Origin of the sequence: Streptomyces sp. NPDC007856 (genome assembly GCF_042868225.1) — a bacterium.
Lineage (GTDB): Bacteria > Actinomycetota > Actinomycetes > Streptomycetales > Streptomycetaceae > Streptomyces.
In genome coordinates, this window is sequence record NZ_JBIAEC010000003.1 from 133223 (window position 1) to 155230 (window position 22008).

At 67.4% G+C, this 22008-nt stretch carries 20 protein-coding genes and 1 pseudogene; 13 read left to right on the top strand and 8 right to left on the bottom strand.

The genetic code is table 11. The features are described from left to right. Positions 1 to 121: 121 nt before the first annotated feature. The 5 genes and pseudogenes from ACFYOH_RS08670 to ACFYOH_RS08690 all read right to left on the bottom strand — a co-directional run bounded on the left by ACFYOH_RS08670 (position 122) and on the right by ACFYOH_RS08690 (position 3473). Positions 122 to 1297, bottom strand: coding sequence for a lipid-transfer protein (locus tag ACFYOH_RS08670; protein WP_388622551.1), 1176 nt, complete (start codon positions 1295 to 1297; stop codon positions 122 to 124). Further along, a complete protein-coding gene (locus tag ACFYOH_RS08675) occupies positions 1294 to 1713 on the bottom strand; it encodes a MaoC family dehydratase (RefSeq protein WP_388623825.1) in 420 nt (139 codons plus the stop codon). The genes ACFYOH_RS08670 and ACFYOH_RS08675 overlap by 4 nt, the downstream gene beginning before the upstream one ends. A 27-nt stretch (positions 1714 to 1740) precedes the next feature. Continuing rightward, positions 1741 to 1914: pseudogene (locus tag ACFYOH_RS08680) on the bottom strand (acyl-CoA dehydrogenase); the annotation flags it as partial. Between the two features lie 90 nt (positions 1915 to 2004). Next, positions 2005 to 2940 carry a bifunctional MaoC family dehydratase N-terminal/OB-fold nucleic acid binding domain-containing protein gene (locus ACFYOH_RS08685; RefSeq protein ID WP_388622553.1) on the bottom strand — a complete coding sequence of 312 codons (936 nt, stop codon included), beginning with the start codon at positions 2938 to 2940 and terminating at the stop codon, positions 2005 to 2007. A gap of 215 nt (positions 2941 to 3155) precedes the next feature. Then, positions 3156 to 3473, bottom strand: coding sequence for a hypothetical protein (locus ACFYOH_RS08690; protein WP_388622555.1), 318 nt, complete (start codon positions 3471 to 3473; stop codon positions 3156 to 3158). A 368-nt stretch (positions 3474 to 3841) separates the two neighbouring features. Here ACFYOH_RS08690 and ACFYOH_RS08695 point away from each other — a divergent pair, with 368 nt between their 5' ends. The 3 genes from ACFYOH_RS08695 (at position 3842) to ACFYOH_RS08705 (ending at position 9235) form a co-directional block, all read left to right on the top strand. Continuing rightward, positions 3842 to 4714: a bifunctional DNA primase/polymerase gene (locus ACFYOH_RS08695; RefSeq protein ID WP_388622557.1), complete on the top strand. Its 873-nt coding sequence runs from the start codon at positions 3842 to 3844 to the stop codon at positions 4712 to 4714. Between the two features lie 472 nt (positions 4715 to 5186). Continuing rightward, the gene (locus tag ACFYOH_RS08700; RefSeq protein WP_388622559.1) at positions 5187 to 5969 is read left to right on the top strand and encodes a hypothetical protein; all 783 of its coding nucleotides are present in this window, start codon (positions 5187 to 5189) and stop codon (positions 5967 to 5969) included. Then, a complete protein-coding gene (locus ACFYOH_RS08705) occupies positions 5966 to 9235 on the top strand; it encodes a DEAD/DEAH box helicase (protein WP_388622561.1) in 3270 nt (1089 codons plus the stop codon). The genes ACFYOH_RS08700 and ACFYOH_RS08705 overlap by 4 nt, the downstream gene beginning before the upstream one ends. A gap of 111 nt (positions 9236 to 9346) precedes the next feature. Here ACFYOH_RS08705 and ACFYOH_RS08710 read toward each other — a convergent pair whose 3' ends face one another. From ACFYOH_RS08710 to ACFYOH_RS08720, 3 genes are all read right to left on the bottom strand, one after another. Next, the gene (locus ACFYOH_RS08710) at positions 9347 to 10216 is read right to left on the bottom strand and encodes an SUMF1/EgtB/PvdO family nonheme iron enzyme (protein WP_388622563.1); all 870 of its coding nucleotides are present in this window, start codon (positions 10214 to 10216) and stop codon (positions 9347 to 9349) included. Positions 10217 to 10333: 117 nt separating this feature from the next. Continuing rightward, positions 10334 to 11119 (bottom strand): aminotransferase class IV family protein, encoded by a 786-nt coding sequence (locus tag ACFYOH_RS08715; RefSeq protein WP_388622565.1) that lies wholly within the window; start codon positions 11117 to 11119, stop codon positions 10334 to 10336. A 153-nt stretch (positions 11120 to 11272) separates the two neighbouring features. Further along, positions 11273 to 11656, bottom strand: a complete 384-nt coding sequence (locus ACFYOH_RS08720; RefSeq protein ID WP_388622567.1) for a GntR family transcriptional regulator — start codon at positions 11654 to 11656, stop codon at positions 11273 to 11275. A 527-nt stretch (positions 11657 to 12183) separates the two neighbouring features. Here ACFYOH_RS08720 and ACFYOH_RS08725 point away from each other — a divergent pair. From ACFYOH_RS08725 to ACFYOH_RS08770, 10 genes are all read left to right on the top strand, one after another. Then, positions 12184 to 12441 carry a DUF6284 family protein gene (locus ACFYOH_RS08725; protein WP_388622569.1) on the top strand — a complete coding sequence of 86 codons (258 nt, stop codon included), beginning with the start codon at positions 12184 to 12186 and terminating at the stop codon, positions 12439 to 12441. Further along, a complete protein-coding gene (locus tag ACFYOH_RS08730; protein WP_388622571.1) occupies positions 12438 to 13547 on the top strand; it encodes a hypothetical protein in 1110 nt (369 codons plus the stop codon). The genes ACFYOH_RS08725 and ACFYOH_RS08730 overlap by 4 nt, the downstream gene beginning before the upstream one ends. Continuing rightward, positions 13511 to 13879: an RRQRL motif-containing zinc-binding protein gene (locus ACFYOH_RS08735; protein WP_388622572.1), complete on the top strand. Its 369-nt coding sequence runs from the start codon at positions 13511 to 13513 to the stop codon at positions 13877 to 13879. The genes ACFYOH_RS08730 and ACFYOH_RS08735 overlap by 37 nt, the downstream gene beginning before the upstream one ends. A gap of 109 nt (positions 13880 to 13988) precedes the next feature. Continuing rightward, positions 13989 to 15584: a hypothetical protein gene (locus ACFYOH_RS08740; RefSeq protein WP_388622574.1), complete on the top strand. Its 1596-nt coding sequence runs from the start codon at positions 13989 to 13991 to the stop codon at positions 15582 to 15584. A 1-nt stretch (position 15585) separates the two neighbouring features. Continuing rightward, positions 15586 to 17703 carry an FtsK/SpoIIIE domain-containing protein gene (locus tag ACFYOH_RS08745; protein ID WP_388622576.1) on the top strand — a complete coding sequence of 706 codons (2118 nt, stop codon included), beginning with the start codon at positions 15586 to 15588 and terminating at the stop codon, positions 17701 to 17703. A gap of 214 nt (positions 17704 to 17917) precedes the next feature. Continuing rightward, positions 17918 to 18109: a hypothetical protein gene (locus ACFYOH_RS08750; protein ID WP_359401934.1), complete on the top strand. Its 192-nt coding sequence runs from the start codon at positions 17918 to 17920 to the stop codon at positions 18107 to 18109. A 23-nt stretch (positions 18110 to 18132) separates the two neighbouring features. Continuing rightward, positions 18133 to 18636, top strand: a complete 504-nt coding sequence (locus ACFYOH_RS08755) for a hypothetical protein (protein ID WP_388622578.1) — start codon at positions 18133 to 18135, stop codon at positions 18634 to 18636. Positions 18637 to 18648: 12 nt separating this feature from the next. Next, positions 18649 to 19149 (top strand): hypothetical protein, encoded by a 501-nt coding sequence (locus tag ACFYOH_RS08760; protein WP_388622580.1) that lies wholly within the window; start codon positions 18649 to 18651, stop codon positions 19147 to 19149. 89 nt (positions 19150 to 19238) lie between these two features. Next, positions 19239 to 20099 (top strand): DNA primase, encoded by an 861-nt coding sequence (locus tag ACFYOH_RS08765; RefSeq protein WP_388622582.1) that lies wholly within the window; start codon positions 19239 to 19241, stop codon positions 20097 to 20099. Positions 20100 to 20101: 2 nt separating this feature from the next. Beyond that, positions 20102 to 21577, top strand: a complete 1476-nt coding sequence (locus ACFYOH_RS08770; protein WP_388622583.1) for an ATP-binding protein — start codon at positions 20102 to 20104, stop codon at positions 21575 to 21577. The last annotated feature ends 431 nt before the right edge of the window (positions 21578 to 22008 follow it).

Genomic DNA, 22008 nt, shown 5'->3' on the forward strand with positions numbered 1-22008 from the left:
CAGGACTGGGGCAGCCGCCCGTCACAGGACTGGGGCAGCCGCCCGTCACAGGACTGGGGCAGCCGCCCGTCACAGGACTGGGGCAGCCGCCCGTCACAGGACTGGGGCAGCCGCCCGTCGGTCAGTCGTCGGCCGTCAGGACCAGCCCCGAGGTGGGCACCCCGGTGCCGGCCGTCACCAGGGTCCGTCTCACGCCCGGTATCTGGTTGACCGCCGTGCCCCGCAGCTGGCGCACCGCCTCCGCCATGCCGTTCATCCCGTGCAGATAGGCCTCCCCGAGCTGGCCCCCGTGGGTGTTGAGCGGCAGCCGCTCCTCGGCCACGAAGTCCGCCGCCTCCCCCCTTCCGCAGAACCCGAACTCCTCCAGTTGCATCAGCACGAACGGGGTGAAGTGGTCGTAGAGAATCCCCACATCGATGTCGGCCGGGCCGAGTCCGGACGACCGCCACAACCGGCCGGCCACCGCGCCCATCTCCGGCAGGCCGGTCAGATCGTCCCGGTAGAAGCTGGTCATCTGCTCCTGCGCCCGGCCGGCGCCCTGGGCGGCCGCCGCGATCACAGCCGGGGAATGCGGCAGGTCCCGGGCCCGCTCCACCGACGTGACGACCAGCGCCTGACCGCCGTCGGTCTCCTGGCAGCAGTCCAGCAGCCGCAGCGGCTCCACGATCCAGCGGGACGTCGCGTGGTCCGCGAGCGTGATCGGGCGGCCGTGGAAGTACGCCGCCGGGTTGGTCGCCGCGTACGTGCGGTCCATCACGGCCACATGCCCGAACACCTCCGGCGTCAGCCCGTACGCGTGCAGATACCGCTGGGCCGCCATCGCCACCCAGGAGGCCGGGGTGAGCAGCCCGAACGGCAGCACCCAGCCGAGCGCCGCACCCTCCGCCGACGGCTCCCGGCGCTGCACTCCGGCACCGAACCTCCGGCCCGAGCGTTCGTTGAAGGCGCGGTAGCAGACCACGACATCCGCCACGCCCGTCGCCACCGCGAGCGCCGCCTGGAGCACGGTCGCGCAGGCCGCACCGCCGCCGTAGTGCACCCGGGAGAAGAAGGACAGCTCGCCCATCCCACAGGCCTGGGCCACCGTGATCTCCGGGCTGGTGTCCATGGTGAACGTCACCATTCCGTCCACGTCCGCCGGAGACAGCCCCGCGTCGTCCAGCGCGGCCCGCACCGCCTCCACGGCCAGCCGCAGCTCGCTGCGCCCGGAGTCCTTGGAGAACTCGGTGGCCCCGATCCCGGCGATCGCGGCGCGGCCGGCCAGGGTGTCGCGGGCCCGGACGCTCCGGCCACTCATGAGCGGGCCTCCACGTCCGGGTCCGGGTCCGGGTCCGTCGGGACCGTGATCGTCACCGTGCCCGTGACATGTCTGCCGAGGGCGTTGGCGCCGACGACCCGTACGGTGGCGGTGTCGCCGTCGACCGCCTCGATCGTGCCGGTCAGCACCATCGTGTCTCCCGGATAGTTGGGCGCCCCGAGCCTGATGGCGACTTTGCGGAGCGTCACCGTCGGGCCGAAGTGGTCCGTGATGTATCTGCCGACCAGGCCGTTCGTCGTCAGGATGTTCATGAAGACGTCCGGTGAGCCCTTCTGCCTGGCCGACTCGGCGTCGTGGTGCACGTCCTGGTAGTCCCGCGACGCGATCGCCCCCGCCACGATCAGCGTCCGCGTGACCGGGATCTCCAGCGGGGGCAGCTCGGCGCCCGCCGTCAGTGCCGTCGTCGGCGCCGTCCTCATGGCTCACTCCCCACTCGCAATCAACTCCCCCAGTTCTTGGAGCAGTTCGGCCTCACAGCCCAGATGGGCGTCCAGCTGTCTGCCCCACAGGAAGCGCCGGTGCACCGGATGGTCGAGATCGGCTCCCGCCCCGCCGTGCGGATGCCGACCGGTGTGCACCACCCTCTGCCTCGCCTCCTTGAGGCGTTCGTGGGTGGGAGGTCGCCGAAGATCCGCGCGGCCGGGTCACGGGCCTCGGCCTGGGCCTCGGTGGGCGTGCAGTCCATGTCAGGCCCCGCCCTCGCCGTGGCCGTCGACGACCCGGAAGACCGGGAGGACCTGCGCGCCCTCCGCGTCCTCGTAGGTGCGGAACTCCACCTGGACGGGCAACCCGATGCGCACCTTGTCGTACGGCACCCCGATCACATTGCTCACCATCCGCACGCCCTCGGCGAGTTCGATGAGGCCGACCGCGTAGGGAGGATCAAAGGCCGGGAAGGGCGGGTGGTGCATCACCACGTACGAGTGGACCGTCCCCGCGCCGCTCGCTTCGACCGTGTCCCAGTCCAGGCAGCCGCACGCGTTGCAGCCCGGCAGCCAGGGGTGGCGCAGGGTGCCGCAGTCCGCGCAGCGCTGGATGAGGAGTTTGTGATCGGCCACGCCCTGCCAGAACCCGGCGTTGTCCCGGTTGACCACCGGGCGGGGACGGGGGGCCGGGGGTTTCCGGTGGGCCGGGGCGTACTTGAGGATGCGGAAGCGGTGGGTGCCCACGAGATCGCCGTCGACGCGGATGTCCGTGCGGGTCGTGACGAAGTAGCCGGTGCCCAGCTTTGTCGTCTTGCGGTCGGAGACCGACTCGATCACCGAGTCGAAGGTGACCTGGTCACCCGGGCGCAGGGGCCGTGGATACTCCTGCTCGCAGTCGGTGGCCACCACGGCCGTACAGCCCGAGGAGTCGAGGAGGGACAGCAGTTCGTCGTAGGCACCCGTGCGGCCCTCGTGCCCCGACAGGCCCCCCATCGTCCAGGCCTGCAGCATGGTGGGCGGGGCGATGGCGTCCGGCCCGGAGTAGGCCGGGTTGGTGTCGCCCATGGCCTCGCACCAGTGCCGGATCATCGGCGCGTTCACCGGGTCCTTGCCCTTCCCGGCGACGGCGGCCGGCCGCCCCTCGTACGCCTTGAGCCGCGCGCCGAGCGGGTCGTGATCCCTCTCCGCCGTGCTCATCGCCGCCCCCTCGTCATCCCGAGCCACATCGTTTCTGACTGTCCGTCAGATTCTGTGGGGTGTCAAGGTCGCGGCGGGCGCCAAGGTCGCGGCCGGCGCGGAACGGGCGCGGGAAAACGCCTGCGCGGCGGCACCGAAGTACCGCCGCGCGGACGTGTTACGACCCCGAAGCACACCCCACGAGGCCCCTTACCGGGAGGGACCTCGCCCGAGGCTCACCACAGGCGGGTGAAGTGGATGGCCACGTTCTCGTTGCCCTGCTGGACGGCCGTCCAGACGGAGCCGTTGACCTGGGCGGTATTGCTCTGGTTCGAGGCACCGTTGCCGACCGCGTTCTGCTGCGTGGTCGACGAGTTGCCGTTGTTGTTGTGGCCGACTCCGCTGCCGATGATGCCCGCCACACCGGTGTTGGCGCTCGATCCGTTGTCCGCGAAGGAGCCGTTGTCGGCGGCCGCGACGCCGCTGAACAGGGCGACTGCGAGCGGGAGCGCGGCGACTGCGGCGAGAACGCGGGCGGTACGGATGCTTGCCATGTTGTTCCTCCAGAACCGAGAACTCTGCGGCCCTAGGGCCGGAAGTACGTGAAGTACGCCTTGCGTCAGGGCAGTTGGCCGACCGCTCTGACTGTCGTGGACGACGTCGCGAGATCAGAGTTGCCCACCGGATCCCCCGCGAACCACCCCGGAAGATCTGATTCGCACGCAAGCGTGATGACAAGTCGATAAACCCCTATCGCCCTCTTTCGTCACTTCACCTCCCATGAGGGATCAGGCGGTGCTTTCCCTCACCAAGTGACACAAGTGATGAATCGTTCCGCCACATATCCGGCCAATCGCCCCCGCCCCGGCGCGCCGCCACCGGCCCCCTTCCCTTTTTCGAACGTACGTACGAACATGAAGGCATGGCCTACACCGACCGGCAGGCCACGACGCTGGCCCTCGCACACGCTCTGTCAGCCGCCGAACGCGGACTGGCCGTCATCCCCCTGTCCCGGACGAAGCTCCCGGCTCTGCGCTCCCCCCACCGCGACGACCCCGACCCGGCCGGACCCCGCTGCCACGGCGAGTGCGGGCGCCTCGGCCACGGCGTGTACGACGCCTCGACCGACCCCGTCCGCATCCGCGAGCTGTTCGCCGCCGCGCCCTGGGCCACCGGCTACGGCATCGCCTGCGGGTTGCCGCCGTACCACCTGATCGGCGTCGACCTGGACACCAAGTCCGGCACGAACTCCTCGACCGCACTGCGCGAACTGGCCCTGCGCCATCTGTTCACCATTCCGGAGACGGTCGTCGTCCGCACCCCGAGCGGCGGGCGTCACCTGTGGCTCACCGGCCCGCCGGACGTCGTCGTACCGAACTCCGCCGGGCGTCTCGCCCCCGGCATCGACATCCGCGGCGCCGGCGGCTACCTCGTCGGCCCCGGCTCCCGCACCGACCACGGCGTGTACACGACCGCCCCCGGCACCGCGCACCTGACGCCCGCCCCCTGTCCGCCGTCCCTGCTGCGCCTGCTGGTGCCGCCACCCCGGCCCCCGGATCCGCATCCTGCGGTCCCCGGCGACCACGGCCGCGGCCTGGTCCAGTTCGTCCTCTCCGCGCACGAGGGCCAGCGCAACACCCGCCTCTTCTGGGCGGCCTGCCGCGCCTACGAGAACGGCATCGGCCCCGCCCTGGCCGACCCCCTGACCGAGGCCGCCCGCCACACCGGCCTGTCCGAACGCGAGGCCCGCGCGACGATCGCCTCGGCAGCACGGATGACGGGACACCGACCGTGACGGCGGGAAGCCGACGCAGCACGTGAAAGGGGCGCCCCCTGAGGAGGGCGCCCCTTTGCAACATCCGCGGTGGGTGTGGGATTTGAACCCACGGTGACTCGCGCCACGACGGTTTTCAAGAGCGTCGTGTTGCACAAGGGCACAGGGCTCTGACCTGCCTGTTTGTCACAACTTCCCGTCTTGCCAACCACCCTGGCCCACAGATGGCCCATGGCATCCCGGACCGCAGACGCCGTGCCGGTACTCAGCCGGCCGAGACCGCTCAGTCCCATTGAAGGCCCCTGCTGGCCGCTACGGAGGTAACGCCCCGCAGTAGGAGTCAGATTGGAGACTGCTGCCGCACAGGTCAACCCGACAAAGTCCCGACAAGTAGTCCGTGAACGGCGATCTGGACGCCAACGTCGACACCCGCCACCATGGAGTCCTCGTGTTGGGGACGGGCTGGGGGGCCCGCTGGGGGAGGACGGCACGCATGGACTGGACCGAGGTGTACACCGTCGATCAGACGGTACTGCCCGCGACGGGGTACGCGGTGTCCGACAGCGAAGCCCTGAATGCGGCTCCCACAATTCAAGGGCTGCTTGCTGACTCGAAGGGTGTCGAGGAAGTCCGCAAGTCGCTTGAGTCGATCACCCGGACAGAGTTTGACAGGACTCGACTGGAAGAAGTCCTAAATTCAGAGAGCGAATCCGAAGCGTGGCGAGTTGGGGAAGCTCTAGCCGAATACCATTTGACATCTCAATGCTTCTGCTTCTTCCCTTGGCCATCGGGCCGCGATCTAAAAAATCCGGGCACAAGCTCGGGTGGCGTTGATTTGATCGGGTTCGAAATAAGAGAGTCTGGCGAGACGGCTCTCGCTCTAGCCGAAGTTAAAACGAGTAAGCAGGAGAAAAGCCCTCCAGATTTGATGCAGGGTCGACACGGCATGAAGGGGCAACTGGAAGGCCTGCGCTCCGGAGACAATCGGAAGCTTTGGGCGATTAAATATCTGAGCATGCACGCACAGGGCAAAGCATGGTTTCAGACTTTCCAAAAGTCCATGGTAAGATACTTTGCCGACCCAACAGACATTCGTCTATACGGGACACTGGTTCGCACAGTTAGTCCAAACGTTGCCGACCTCCGCGCCCGAGCGAGATCTCTTGCAATGGACTGTCCAAGTAATACTAAGATCACTCTTGCGGCTATTTATGTGACTCCACAAGGTATGGATGTTCTGGCAGGCGCTCAAGTCACATGGGAGACCTCGCCATGACGGTAAGCAAGGCAGCGATTGACAAGCTGTCCGAACACTGGGCGGTCGCGGCCCTGGGGCCCGACCGGATCCGCACGGCGACTTCTCTTGCTTCGCGCCTATACGTAGAACGGAACGTGGGCTCCTTCATTCACGGCGCCCAGGTCGCGGAAAGCGAAGACGAGATTGTCCGTCGCGCCGCCTTGGCATACGAGATGGTTGCGGCAGAGGGAATCCCGAGTCTGTTTCGTGTCCAGCGGGGCGTAACAGACGAGCAGGCCAAGATTTCCGAGGCTGCCGCTTACAAGGCTTTCGAGCTCCGGCGATCCCTGCCACTCGAAGATACAGATCTTCGAGATTTTACCTATCAAATCCTTCAGCTAGGGTCGCTTGCCTACACCGCAGATCGCTGGGCGGAATTCCGAGCTTGGCTCCGTGACCGGGACGTAAATCCAGAGCAATTGCCCGGGGTCACTGAAGACTGGGAAGGAGAAATTCTCCGCACCCTAGCTGAGATCTGGATCAGGCTGCTGCGAAAAGAAGGATGGGCGGATCTAACTGCTGTCTGCCAGTCTGTAGTACGCCTTCGGGAGCTTCAAAGCGAAAATGAAGAAAGCTACCTAGCGGCCGCCCATGGAGATGGAACCGCAAAACCGAAGGCATGGCGCCTCATCTCCCTGTACCACTGGGCGCGTTCCAGTGAGCTCTTGGCGCAGTATCTCATGCAGGGTACTCCAGTTTCTATCCGCGCAGAACTGGACTACCACTTCGAGAGGGCTATTGAAGCGGCCGAGACAGCCCTCGATGCCCCATCTGAGGTCACACTTCGATGGCTACACCTGTTGGCAACTCGCATGACAGCAGGGTCCCTCTGGGCACTCGCTGCCGCTGGTGGAGAGACTCGGAAACTGGTCGAAGAAAAGACTAGGAATTCGCTTTTCGAATTCCTTCCACCGCAGCGATCCGCTCTCCTGGAGCAGGGCCTATTGGATCAGGCTTCCACTGCTGTAGTTGTTGATCTACCAACAAGTGCCGGAAAGACAGTCCTCGCGGAATTTAAAATCGTGCAGGCACTCGGGCAATTCCATCTGGATCGAGGCTGGGTCGCTTACGTAGCCCCCACACGTGCGCTTGTTTCACAAATTACGCGTCGGCTGCGCAAGGATCTAGGACCACTCAATCTGCGTGTCGAGCAGCTATCCGCCGCTGTGGAACTCGACGACATAGAACAGCGAATGGTCAGCGACACGAGCGCGCCCTTCGACGTTTTGGTCGCCACGCCAGAAAAACTGCACTTGCTAATTAGGAATTCATCAGTACACCGGCCGCTCTCTCTGCTGATCCTCGACGAGGCTCAGAACATCGAAGACAAGACGCGCGGCGTAAGAATCGAGTTGCTTCTTGCAACAGTGAAGCAGGATTGCCCTAGCGCCAACTTTCTACTCCTCATGCCATATGTCCCCAATGCTGACGACCTGGCTAGGTGGCTATCTCCAGAGAGTGGCAAGAGCATTAGCCTTGGCGCTACAGCTTGGCAGCCAAATGACAGAATGATCGGACTCGTCAAAGTTGCCGATCCACCAGGGTCGAACCGTAGAGCCTGGACGCTAAATTACAAGACTCTCCTAACAAGTGCCGACACGCTCGTCGTTGACCAGCTTATGCAGATTGGTAGTTCCGCGCCACTCGATCTCACACATTCAAAGGTCAAGAGTAATCTCGGGCTAATTGCTGCGGCTGCGGCACGGGCAATGTGCGCGCGAGGCACGAGCATTGTTATGGCGAGCACCATTCCGAACGCTTGGTCCATTGCGCGGACTTTGAGCGAGAGCTTCACAGAACAGGAAGTCTCGGAAAATGTCGCATTGGTACAGCGCTTCCTAGCGACCGAAGTCAGCCCAGATTTCGAGTTGATCGGTTTGCTGAAATCGGGAATCGGTGTCCACCATGCCGGCCTGTCCGATGAGGCTCGCAGCATGATGGAATGGCTGGCGGAGACAGGCGAGCTCAAGATTCTTGTCGCCACAACGGGAATTGCGCAAGGCTTGAATTTCCCGGTCTCATCGCTGTTCATTGCCAATAGGCAGATCCCGTATAAAGATCACCAGGAAGAAATGCCCATGCGCAGTTTCTGGAACCTGGTTGGTCGAGCTGGGCGAGTGGACCACGACAGCATCGGAGTGGTCGGCCTTGCCTGTCGGGACAACGGTGCAGACGAACTAGATCTCTCTCGCTATGTACAACACGCAGCCGGTTCTCTTGCCTCGCGACTGGTGACGCTGCTGAAGGATCTGTCAGCCAACGGTCTCCTCCTCCAGCTCGACAATATGATCTATTCTGAGCAGTGGGCTGACTTTCGCAGCTACGTGGCTCATCTATATAATCAGAGCGCATCCCTAGATGAAGTTCTCTCCAAAGCTGAACTGCTCTTGCGTAACACGTTCGGTTACACCTCATTGTCCGAAGGCGGAACAGTCGAACAACAGCAAGGGCGCGCTCTCCTCAAGGCTACGAGGACCTATGCGGAGTCACTGTCAGAGCATCCCGAGAATGCACGCCTAGCCGATAGTACTGGCTTCGCACCGGAATCAGTTCGCTCGGCAGCGATTGAGCTTAGAAGAATTGATGGCGGACTTTCCCTTGAGGATTGGAAACCGCAGAGCCTCTTTAGAAATGGGCCCGATAGTTCACTGCCAGAGCTCATGGGCGTACTCATGAAAGTGGATCAAGTTAAGGATGATATTGAAGCCCTAGCCCCAGGAAGGGCAGACGGGGGGACTAGGGCGGCAGAGATCGCTGCTGACTGGGTAAATGGCGTCTCAATTAAAGAGATCGCCGAACGCTACTTCCAGAAAACTGGCTCGGACGCTGTGACGAAGTCTCTGTCAGAAGCTTGTAAGTTGATCTACAAGAACCTAGCCACGGCTGGAACCTGGGGCCTCTCTGCACTAAGCAAGATGCCGACTTCCGGACTTAATTTCGATGAGATGGCTCCAGATGATGCCCGGCAGGTGAATCTGCTGGGCGCCATGCTGTATCACGGTGTTTCCACTGAGGGCGGGGTCATCATGAGAATGGCCTCAGCTCCGCGCTCAGTCGCAGAATCACTCGGTTCATCACTACTCTCGCGATCGGATGTGGTCCCCAACGCGGGTCAAGCTCGCGAGTTCTTGAGCTCACTACCTGCTTCTGACTGGGAGAGTCATCGGCCGGCAGGAGCCGCGATGTCTGGCGAGGATTACAGGCGTGCTTGGCAAGTCTTGTCTGGCGAGCCAATTGACCGATAGGCAAGCGTCAAGCATGCAGAACTAAAGCCGTGGTGACCGGCCTTTTCGGTACCGGTAAGGGACCCTCTGGCCCACACATGGCCATGGGCCCCGAAAACGGGGCCCATGCCGTCACCTCTTGCCGGGTGTCATCTGCTCCGGCGACGCCACGCACCGGAACCCTGTGTCGTCGTCGTGCATCATGTCGTTCGCGTCATTGGGAACGGACGGCACACCCCGAAAGAGAGGGCTCGTGAAGGCGCTGCCGCGGAGTTCGTACCGCCCTGGCGTGGTCGGCGTGGCAAGCCACTCCCACACGTTGCCCACCATGTCGTAGACCCCGTAGGGCGAGACACCGCTGTGGTACCGCGACACGGACGTCGTGCGCTCCACTCCGGTCTCTCTGACATTGCACTTGGCAGCAGTCTTCTGGTCACCCCACGGGAAGGTGCGGCCAGTGGTTCCGCGCGCAGCTTTCTCCCACTGGTCTGCTGTGGGCAGTGACTTCCCCGCCCAAGTCGCGTACGCGTTCGCGTCTCGCCACGTCACGTGCACAACGGGGTGGTCGTACAGTTCACGCGGACAACGGCCGTTCTCCCAGTACTCGGGCACTGGGTGCCTAGTGGCAGCACAGAATCGCGCGTAGTCGGCGTTCGTGGTCGGGAAGGTGTCGATGTGGAATTCATCCACCCACACCGGATCGTCGTCCTCTCCGGATAGGAAGATCCCTTCCGGCACGTGCGCCATGAGCTTTCCGTCACCCGGATGCTTCACGTACTCGCCGCTGCTCGTCTGGTCTTCATCGGGCTCGATGACGGCTCGGGTGGGTACGTCGTCCGCCGCGAGGATGCCGACGAAGCGGCCCTGGGCGTCCTGGTCGGCCTTGGCGAGCAGAGTGTCCAAGGCCGCTTGGTTCACCATGCGCAGGGTGGCTTGCTCGCCGTCCCCTTCCCACCGCGACACGATGCGGTCGGACACGCCGAGTTTCTCGGCGAACTCCATGAGACTCATCCGTACGGCTTCACGCAGTGCCTTAACTTCACGGCCGGTCCATTTCGTAACGAGTGGCATGGGCTACCTCTGTCGTGAATCGCCGTCCGAAGGGCCGGCGGATCGCACTTACAGTCGGTCGCCGGGAATCCCGACGTAGCCGACGCGCAGCGCTTCGAGCACGGGGTGATCCTGCGGGAACTGCACGTCGTCGATCGCGCTCACGGAGCGCACGCCGATCGTTGTGTTCGTGGCAAAAGCGGCGGCCATGTTGGGAAGGTCGGCGAGCTGTACCGGGGCTGTGACCTGCTTGGGAGCGTCCAAGCTCTGGAGAAGGAGCATCGTCGTACCGGGGAGGACAGGGGCGTCCGGCCAAATGACCGTCCCGTCCTGGTCGACGAAGCCCAGGTTCCACGTGCCGCCCTCAGAGACGCGACCGTCCGGTTCGACGAACACCGCATCGTCGAAACCGGCGAGCTGCGCATCGCGCCGAATCCGGAGCTGCGAGTGAAGACCGATGTGCTTCACCGCCGCACTGTCCCGCGTGAAGGTGTAGGACTTGGCGGTGAGCGGGGGCGGGGGCATGGCGCCCGCCGGCCGCAAGTTCACGAGAATATGGGGGTCCTTGGCGTCACTGGGACGCCCCATGTCGATCCCAGGGTCGAAGACTGTGACTCGGAGACCGGCAATCCCGGTGACGCCCTGCGCTGCCTTACGGATGTAGCTCAGCGTCCGTTCGCGGTCCAACTCCACCCCGAAGACGATGCGGCAGTCCCGCACCAGCCGATCGAGGTGAAGCGACAGACCACGAATGGTGCCGTCCTCCATGCGCATGGAGGTGAAGTGGCCGTAGTTCGTGAGGGCAAGGCTCTGGAGTTCGTCCAGGGTGACGGGTTTCCCGTTCAGTTCTGCCATGGGGCCAGTCTTACAGCCCCTGACGGGCCGCCAACACCCGGCTAAGCAGCCAAAGTTCGGATTAGTTCGGTGCGGCGGCGGCAAGAGTGCGTACTCACGGAGCCCTCGCCAGGACACGCTATGAGCATGATGGCGAACACACCGCGAGAGACGCTAAGCGTCGGGCCCCTCCTTGGCGGGACCCACGACCGCTTCAAGCTGTTTGACGCGCTCGACAAGGCCAGCCAGTTCGGTCGAGACGCGCGCGACCTCAGCTTGCAGCTCGGTCAGGCGCTGTGCGGCCTCACGGGGCGCCTGCTCGCCGGGAGCGGGGTCGCGGACGTAGGTGCCGCTCCCCGTGCGCCCTTCGACCAACCCCTCTTCCTGGAGTTGCGCATAGGCGTTCTGCACGGTCATCAGGGCTACACCGAGCTTCTTGGCGTAGGCCCGAGCGCCAGGGAGGCGGTCCCCAGGGCCGAACGTCCCTGCGGCGATCTCGTCTCGGACCCTGGCTGCAATTTCGCGGGCGTTGAGCTTCCTCTTCGGCTGTGAGTCCACCCCGAAAGCGTACTTGACCTAGGTCGTTTGCAATCAGGTCGCCAGACCGCTTGACGCATCAAAGCGACCTAGGTAGCTTTCACATCAACGGCAAGCGACCTAGGTCGCTTCGCCTTCAGGGTCATTTGACCTGCATAAACAGCGCCCGGATGCAGGGCCCGGAACCAGCGCTGCGAAGAACTCAACAGAGTGCCGACCCAGCCGCATGAACACGTGTGGTCGATGGGTGCGGGTCACCACCCCGACCGTCCATGTCGGGCCGGGTGACCTGCCCGGATCCGCCTTTCGGGGTGGTGACTGGCATTGCGTGATGTGACATCCGCAGAACCTTCGCGGGGCGTTCGACGCCCTGTCTGAGCACCAGTGCTCACGGTCCCCGACATCTCTGCCGTAGGCGGTGTGAGGTGCCGGGGAGCCGCGGTCGCTCGTGTTTCGCGAGAGGACCTGTCCCGTACGGCGGGCGGCTCCCGGGGTGCCTCCCGGGAGCCGCTGTTCGGGCCGTACCTACTGCTAGGGAGACACGACCCATGAAGCTCATCGTTGCTGTTCAGGAGGCCGTTACCGATGGCCTGCCCGACGCGGAACCGTCCTGGCGGGACCTTCACGCCATCGAGTTGGAGCGTCCGCTGATCGATGCGGAGATGGACTTGCTGGACGTCCAGATCAGCCTGTTGGACCGGCCGGCGTCGGAGCTGGATCAGCGTCGTCTGCGCCGGGCCGCGAACAAGGTCTTGGCCGCCCGCCGCACGGTCGCCAACCGGCTCGGGACGGGGGAAGCCGCATGACCGGCACTCCCGTGACGACGTCGCCGCGCAAGCTGACCCGAGGCCAAGCGCTCGTGTTGACCGCGGCGTTCGTGCCGATGGTCGCGACCGGCGGGTTCGGTGCGATCGGCACGTTCTCCAACATCAGCCACATGTACGGCAAGGGCACCGCGGCCGGTGCGGTCGCGGCCGGCGAGGGCGCCACCGCGGTACTCGCACTGGTCCTGCTCGGTCTGACGATGCTGGGCCAGGCGTCCCCGTGGCCCGTGCGCGCCGGACTGTGGGCCCTGCCGGCCGCAGCGTCGGCGATGTCGGCGATGGCCGCCCCGGATGCGAGCCGCGTGGTCATCTACGCGCTGACCCCGATGGGCATGTCCGTGTCCGCCGAGGGGGCCGCGTTCCTCGCGCGCCGCATCGTCGTCCACCGCGATGGCCGCGATCCGGAGGCCGAGCGCAAAACGGCTGAGCTTGTTCAGGCTCTCGCCTATCACCGGGCCCGTGCCGCCAACCACCCCGACGCCAAGGTGCAGGCCGAGTCGGAGCGGGAGTCCTGGAAGCTCGCGGAGAAGGTCGGCGTCGGTGACGTCACGCTCGGGGCACGGCTGGTGGACGTGCAGCGCGAGCGCGTCACCGAGGGCGCGGATGCCGCGCTGGCCGCCATGTTCGGCACGCCCGTGACGCCGACCGTCACGCCCCTGGAATCCGCCTCCGCGACTGCCCCGGCCCTGCCCCCCTCGGACACCGCCCGGGACGCGGAAGACACGCAGTTCAACGCCCTGCCGCCCGGCCCGCACAGTGAGTGTGACGACGGGCGTGACGCCACTGTGACGCCGGACGTCGAACCGCCCGCCGAGGACACCGAGCCGTCACGGGATGAGGAGATTCGTCTCCCGGCCGTGACGCTCGCGGACGTGGCGATGGTCGCGGGTGTGACGGTCCCCGAGCCGGGGGCCACGCTCTCGGACGCTCAGCTGGTCGTGGTGCTGCGGTTCCTGCGGCACTCGCAGAACCCGCCGCTGTCGTATCGGCAGGCCGCGACAGAGTTCCGCGGGCAGGGCTTCAAGGGCGCCGAGGACCGGGTGCGTGAGGCATGGACCACGCTCATGGCCGCCGAGAGCACGTCGTGACCCTGCCCGTCTACCGCTGGCGCCTGGCCCCTGAGGGCTACGCGACCTACCGGCAACTGCGCGCCCTGGGTCTGCGGCCCGGCGGGCAGGACGTCGCCGCCCAGCTCGAACGCCCGCGGCGCCGGCGTGGCCCGCTGGTCGCCTACCTGTACCGCATCGACCAGGCCAAGCCGGTGCGTCCGATGACCCCGGGTCGGTGGGCGGCTCTGGCCAAGGCCAACGCCGCCCGCCGCGTCTGCCCCGAGTGCCGGCGCGACGTCGGCTACGTCGTCCCGCCCTCGCTGGGCATGTGCGGCTCTTGTGCCGCCCCCGAGGAACAGTGCGCCGCCTGAAATCCCCCTGTCTGAACAGCGCATCCCCCATACAGGCGCAGGACCCGAACGCACCTTCTCACCAGCTCGTTCGGGTCCTGCTTTTCACTCCGGAAGGAGTGCCTTCAGCATGACCGACATCAGTACGGAAGCGGTAGTGGCCCTCGCCACCATCGACACCCCGCCCGCCCCAGCTCCTGCACAGGCTGTGGATAAGGCGGATGAGCAGAAGCACAGCCAGGTAGAGGACGCTCCGGGTGGTTGGCCGGTCGCGCCGCTGGCCCTGTCCGGGGCCAACGCCACGGTCTCCACGATCGCGGCGGCGGGGCTGGCCGGTGGGCCGATCGCCGCGGTGGTCGCCGCGACCGGCATGGTCGTGTTCGGCACCCTCGCGTCCTACCACAGCCGCAACCCGCGCCCGAAGCAGGCCGCACGCCGGGCCGCCGCGCGTACCGCGGCCCGCCAGCACGCCGCCCGACACCGCTCCGGCGGCCTCAACACCGCCGGACGCAGGACCAGTTCAGGCGGCGGTCGCACGGCTGGCGGGTCGGGCAAGGTCCCCGGTCAGAAGCGGCGCGGACCGGGCTCCGGTCTAGGGCGTGGCGCGGCTGGTCAGGGCCGGTCCGGGGCGGCCAAGCACAGTGCTCCGGTCTCCCTGAACAAGCCCGCCGGGCTCAAGAGCGGTGGTCGTGGCGGTGCGGCGGGTGCGCTGTCCAAGGTGGGGCAGGTCAGGGCGCTGCGGAAGGCGCAGAAGCAGGCCGGAGCGTCCCGCGCGCAGAGGCGGGAGCAGACCTCCGCGGCCCGGCGCGCGGTGGCCGACGCTCGCCGCAACGTCCCCAAGCCCCACAAGGCGCGGGCACGGTCGGGTGGTCTGGCGGGCCGGATGCTCGGGGGTGCGGGCCGTAAGGCGCGTGCGGTGACGCAGGCGGCCATCGCCAAGCAGCGGGCGCGCCGGGACGCGGCCACCGCGCGGAAGGTGGCCGGCGGGCGTTCGAGCCTGCGCAAGGCGCCCGCCCGGCAGGCCGCGAGGAAGGCCCTGCGCCGCTCTGCAGCGCGCTTCCACGGGCGTCGCGCCCTGGCCGCACTACTCGCGCTCCCGATCGGTCTCCTCGGGTTCCTGGCCAGCCCGTTGGGTCGGAAGTTGGGCCTGCCCTGGCTGGTCCACCCCGGCCGGCGCCTGTACCGACGGCTGACCGGCGCGGCCCGCGAGCAGCGCGCCGAGCGCGATGCGGCGATCCGTGAGGAGCAGGCCGCCGCGGAGGACGCGGCAGAGCAGGAGGCCGCCAAGGACGTCACCGACGGGCTTGGGGACCGGGTGGAGCGCCCGGCCGGGCCCGTCCCGAACAACACCGAACCCACGTCAACCAGTGAAGGAGAGCACGTGTCCGGGTTCCAGTTCGAAGAGCACGCCGCCGAGATGGAGCAGGCCGCACAGGCCTACGACCCCGAAGACGCCATGGAGATCCTCGCCATGGTCGAAAGCCTCCCCGCCGCGCTGACCAGCGTCGCGAACGTGATGAAGATCCTCGCCGAGCGCGCGGACAGCGAGTTCCCGCTGGAGAAGGAGGTGGCGGACGGCTTCAACGACATCTTCGGCGCCCTGATGAGCGCCGTCGCGGTCGCCGAGGACATGGGCCCGCTGTTCCGGCAGGCCCACGAGCAGGACATCGCCCGTCACGAGGACCCCCGCAACGGCCCGGAGGCCGAGAAGGGCTGGAACGTCTGACATGAGTGCCACCACTGCCGCGAACAAGAAGAAGCAGGCGGACAGTGGCCCGGTGCTGGACTGGAGTGCCGGTCACGGACCCGTGACCGGCGCCCTGTCCGCGACCACCGGAGCCCTCGCCGTCGCCACTACCGGCGCCGCGACCGGCATGCCGCCCCTGTGGGCGCTCGCCGTCGGTGGTGCCGGCGCCCTCGGTCACACCGTGGCCGGGCTCAAGGTCCGCAACGCGGGCCGCACCCTCGCGTTCAAGGCCGCGTCCTGGCTGGTCGGCGCCGGGTGGACCACCTGGGCCATGGCCACCGGCCCCCTGTCCTGGGCCGCCCTCGGCTCCCTCGCCACGATCGGCGTCGGGATGGGCGCCGGGGCCCGCTCCGTCGCCCTGTACGAAGAGGCCCGCGAGGAAGAGGCCCTGGCCGCGGAGCGGCGCCAGATCGCGCAGGAGATGAGTGCGGAGCGACGCCAGATCGCCGCGGAGTGGGTGGAGCGGATCCGCCGGATCTGCAACATCACCGTGCGCGTGCTGGCCGTGGAGATGTGGGAGACCGGCAACGGCTACTCCCTCGATCTCGAACCGCAGGGCGGCACCACCTACGACCGCATCGCCCAGTACGCCGCGGCCCTGTCGGCGGACGCGAAGCTGCCCCACGGCTGCACCGCCGCGGTCGGCCCCGGCGTACACCAGGGCCGGGCGATCGTGGACGTCACCACCCGCAACGTGCTTGCCGAAGCCCGCACCTACCCCGAGGACTACACACCTCTGTCGATCCTGACCGGCATCCCCTGGGGTTTCCGCACCAACGGTGACGACGTGCTCGCCTACCTGCGCGAGCAGTGCGCGCTGGTCGTCGGGCCGACCGGATCGGGCAAGACGAACATGCTGCACACGATCCTGGCCGGACTCGCCCGCGCCGAAGACGTCCTCACGTGGGTGATCGACCTGAACGCCGGATCCGCCGGCCTGCCCTGGGTGCGCCCCGCCCTGAGTGGCGAACTCAAGCAGGCGGACGGGAATCCGGTGCGGCCCGGCGTGGACTGGCTCGCCGGCACCTACGAGGAGGCGCTGAAGCTGCTGGACGCGGCGATCGCGGTCGGTCTGCACCGCAAGCGCGCGTATCAGGAGCTGATGGCCAAGCACGACACCGATCTCCTGCCGGTGAGCGCGAAGATTCCCCAGATCATGCTGGTCATCGACGAGGGCGCGGAGATCCTGGTCAGCACCGACCGGCGGATGAAGGAACTCGCCAAGCGGATCTATGAGTTCATCCGCATGCACCGCTCGATGGGCGGACGCACGATCATCACCGCGCTCGGGGCGACCGGCAGCGTGCTGGGCAACCTCCTCATCCGCCGTGAGGCCAAGGTCCGCGTTGCTTTGACCGGTGGCGAGACCGAGGGCATGGATCTCTCCAAGATGTTCCCCGGTCGGCGCGGGCTGCGGGTGGATCAGGCATCGTTCAAGGGTGCTGGCTTCATGGGCACCCCGGAGTCGCCGGGCGCGCTGTTCAAGGCGTGGCGGATCAAGCCCTCCCAGATCCGGGACATCACCGTCGCCACCAGCGACCGGCACCCGCGTCTGGACGCGGTGTCCGCGAATGCCGCGGGCGCCGACTACGCGCGGCGGTGGGACGCGGAGCGCACGGCGTGGATGCGTGACGTCACCCCGGAAGCGACCGGCACCGAGCAGTCGGCCCCCGGTGCCGGGGGTGGGCTGAACCTGTCCGCACTGCGCACCGACCGCGCCGGGACGCCGGGCGGGGACGACGACCTGCTGCGCCGGTTCCGCGAGGAGATCGACGCCCAGTTCGCCACCGCCCCCGACCCCGACACCCCGCCGCCCGCATCCTCGGGGCTGAACCTGTCCGCACTGCGCAAGGAGCAAGAGCAGGACAGCCCCGCGCAGCGCGCCGCGCTCGCCGCGCTCCTCGCCGCGGGCCCGGAAGGAACGGGCGCGTCTGCCATCGCTCGTGCACTGGCGGACGCGTACGGCACGACGCGGCAAACGGTCGTGGGCTGGCTCAAGACGTGGGCCGACGAGGGCACCGCGGTGCGGGTCGGGGAAGGCACCAAAGCCCGCTACGTCCACCGCGACCACGCCCCCGAGCCGCCCTCGGGCGACTAGTGCTTGTCGCTTGTCACCCGTCCCGCACGCACACCCCCCTCTCGGGGTGTCGTGGGGGTCGGAAACGGCTTGTGACCTGCAAGGCGACAAGCGACAAGACAAGCAAGGCGACAAGACAAGCGACAAGCCACACGACAAGTCAGACGACAAGCCATCGGCGGGCAGCACCCGGGGTCGGATGCTGCCCGCCGGCCGTTGCCCAAGGGGGCTCCTCGTGATCGTGACTCTGTCCGCCGTCGCCCTCTTCGGGCTCCTCACGTTCGTCCTCATCCGCACCCGCTACGTCGGCCCGGCCGCCGCGCTCGCGGTGTTCCTGTTCGGATTCTTCACCGCGGACACCGGTGCCTCCACCGCCATCCGCGCCGCCATACAGGCCCTCATCAACGCCGCATCCACCATCGCCTGACCCACTGGAAGGAGGCACCTGCTGTGAGTGAGACCAACACCCCGGCCGACTGGTGGCCGCGCATGAGCGACGAGGCGGCCAACGCCGAAGCCCGCCGCATCATCGACGACGTCTACCGGCCCACCCCGCCCCCGACGCCGATCCTGACGTCCTACCGCGACGACACCGAGCCCCCGAGCGTCGGGGACGCGCCGCCGGCCTGGCAGGACGACCGCCGGATCGTGCCCGCCTGGGCCGCCGGAACCGCGGTCGCCTCCATCGGCATCGGCGCCGGCACCACCGGCATCGGCTGCGGCATCTGGCTCGTGCTGAAGGGATTCGCCTCCATGAGCGTCACCGGCGTCGTCTGCATGGGCGTCCTCTTCTCCGGCATCGCGTTCGCGGCACTGTCCATCGGCGCCGCGTTCTCCCGCGCCAGGCGCTCCGTCTCCCGCGCCGTCTACACCGGGCCGGTCACCAAGAACACCCACGTCACCACCCACACCCGGGGCGCGTTCGCCCGCTCCCACACCCACTTGCACAACTGACAGGAGCCTGCCATGAGTACCGAGACCATGAAGGCCGCCGCCCTGGCCGACCAGGCCGCCGAGGCGATCCGCGGCATCAACCACACCACTCGTACGCCGGGCGAGGGGTGGCAGTACCCCGGTGACGCCTACACCCTCATCGGAACGCTCGCCCACCTGTCCCGCATGCTTCCGCAGGCCATCACCCAGGCCATCCAGCCCGTGACCGACGCGCATCAGGCCGACCGGCTCACCGTCGATGACGGCGCCGATCCCGATCAGGCCGCATCACGGGCCGTGCAGGCCACCCGCATCGCCATCAGCCGCGCCATGCACCTGTCGCAAGCCCTGGACGCCGTGCACTCCGCCCTGGCTCCCCTCGGTTGCCGGGTGGATGACGAGCCGGAGGAAGAGCCGTGCGGGGATGGCATGTGCCAGTGCTACTGCGTCGGTCTGCGGCACCCGTGCGGCTGCGACTGCCCCCACGACGACGACTGCGACTGCGACTTCTGCGACGCCCGCGACCAGTACTAGCTACGCCAAGGGCGGCCCCCGTCGTCTCGCCAAAGCCGCGGGGCCGCCCTTGTCCACCTGCCCACAACAGAGCTGTGGAGGACTCCAGCATGACCCAACAGCCCCCCTCTCGGGGAGAGCACCTGCGTACCGCATTGGCCCTGGCAGCCTCCGGCGTGCCCGCAATGCCGTTACGAGCGGGGAAGGTCCCATTCGGCAACTGCCGCCGCTGCGCGGACAACGCGTGTGGTGGGCGGCCGAACATGAAGAGCCCGGGGCCGTGCGCCTGCCCCGGACCCTGCCACGCATGGGCCGCCGCGACCACCGACCCGGACGTCATCAGCTCCGGCCCGTGGCGCCGCGCATGGATGCGTGCGAGCGCGGTTGCCTACCACCCGGGCGGGGCCGGGCTAACGGTCGTGGACCTCGACAACGCCGACGCCATCGCATGGGCCCGCAAAAACCTGCCCGCCACGCAGACCGTGCCCACCACCCGGGGTGAGCACTGGCTATACCTCGGGGCCATGCAGTCCGCGAACGCGGTCCGTCCAGGCGTGGACATCAAGTCGACCATGGCCTACGCCCGCTGGCTCGGGTTCGGCACCGGCACCATGACCACCCTGCCGGACGCCGTGCGCGCACTGGCTGCGAGCAAGCCCGCCCCCGTCGGGCCCGCGCTCCCGACCGCCACGGCGCCCGCGCCGGCCGATGGCGGTGAGTGCCGTCACCGCACGCCCGCCTTCCTGGAACGGGGCATCGCGATGGCAGAGCAGCGCATCACCGGGGCGAGCGAGGCGGTGCACACAACCGTCTACCGCACGTTCCTGGCCGTGCTCTCCACGCACGGCCGGTGCGGCTGCCTCACCGACGCTCATGTCGCGCGCCTGTTCACCGCCGCGCAGGCCAAGGGCGAAACCACCCGGCACTGCACCGACGCATGGACCAACGCCCGTACCAGGTTGGGACTGTGAGCATGGCTGACGACGAGAAGAACCCCGCTCGCGAAGTCATCACCGACTACGCCCGGGCTCACTTCAGGTACTTCCGCACCGCCGACGGCACCGTGTACGCGCAAAGGAACGGCCACCCCGTGGCCCGCCCGATGCGCTCCCAGGGCACCACGGGCAGCCATCGGCAGGAACTCATGGTCGGCCTGTTCAAGGACGGGTACGGCGTGTTCAACGGGACCGCGCTCAAGGAGGCGTTGGACCTGATCGAGGCGCTGGCGCTGAGTGAGGACGTGCAGTCCGTCCATATCCGCGTTGCCCCGGGTTTTGACGGGGCGACGTGGCTGGACCTGGGGCGCGATGACGGGCAGTCCGTGCGTATCCACCCCACCGGCTGGGAGATCGCCGTTCCCGACCCGCGTGAGGTGTGCTGGCGACGCACGCAGCTCACTGGGGAACTTCCCCTGCCGGCCAAGGACACCAACGGCAAGGGCATCGACCTGTTGATGAGGCTGTGCAACTTCGCCAACGCGGAGACCGAGTGCCTGGCCATCGCCTGGCTGATCGGCTGCCTCGGTCCCTCCGTTCCCGTGCCCGCGCCGTTCCTCACCGGGCCGCAGGGAGCGGGCAAGTCCACCGGCGGGCGCATGCTCGTGCGGATCGTGGAAGGCATGAGCGGTGACCTGCGCCGCGCGCCGAAGGATGAGGAGAACCTGCTCGCGGCGGTCGCGGCCGGGTGGGTCACCGCGCTGGACAACCTGTCCCACATGACGCCGGACCTGTCCGACGCCATGTGCTGCATCGTCACCGGAGGCGAGAACGTCAAGCGCGCTCTCTTCACGGACGGGGACGTGTTCCGCGTCGGCTTCCGCCGCCCCCTGCTCCTGACCGGTATCGACGTCGGCGTCATCCGGCCCGACCTGGCAGAACGGCTCCTGCCGCTGCGTCTGGAGCGACCGAAAGTCCGTCGCACCGAAGCGGAGCTCTGGGCGGAGTACGCGGAGGTTCTGCCAGTCGTTCTCGGCTCGCTCCTGGACCTCACGGTGAAGGTCCGCGCGGCCGAGGCGGAGACGCCGACTGACCTGCGAATGGCGGACTTCGCCCACCTGTGCGCGCAGCTCGATGTCGCGACCGGGCTCGGGGCGCTCACCGCGTACCGGGCCAGTCTGGACGACCTGAACGACGACGTGATCGAGGGCGATCTGCTCGCGCAGACCGTCCTCAGGCACGCCGACACGATCGCCCCGGGCGCGGACCAGCGGATGACGTCCACCGAGTGGCTCCACCTCCTCAGCGCCCTCTACAGCAGTGATGAGGTGCGGCCCCTGCCGAAGGGGTGGCCGACCACGGGCAAAGTCCTCTCCGACCGGCTCAAGCGCCTCCAGCCGACCCTGGCCGCCCGTGGCGTCCTCATCGACTCGGGGCGCACCAGCGCGGGCCGCTACCTCGAAATGACCCGCCTGGCCGCCCCGCCCCCACACGAGCAGCCCCGGCTGCACTGACCTGCGACCGCGCCCGCCCGGACAAGCAAGAAGAGCACCACCGGCCGGGCGTGCTCCTCTTGCTGTTCGGCGCAACGCGCCGCCCCAAGGACGCGCCGCGCAGCGGCTCCTTCTTCACGCTGTAAGGCGCGCACCACAACAGACACCCACCCCCTCTTTTGTCCTAAGAGGGAAGACGCTGCGTCATCTGCGTCACACGGGCCAAAAAGCAGCCCCTGACCTGCGGCGAAAGCCATGACGCAGACTCCAGTCGCTGCGTCATCCTGCGTCATCTGCGTCATCCGATGACGGACCCCGTGACGGGCCGATGACGCACACCCCAATCACCGCGTCACGGAAAATCGCAGGTCAGAAGCACAGATGACGCCGATGACGCAATGACGCAGAAATCCGCACCTCGGACAGCCGCGAGCCCCGTCGGGTCAACAGCC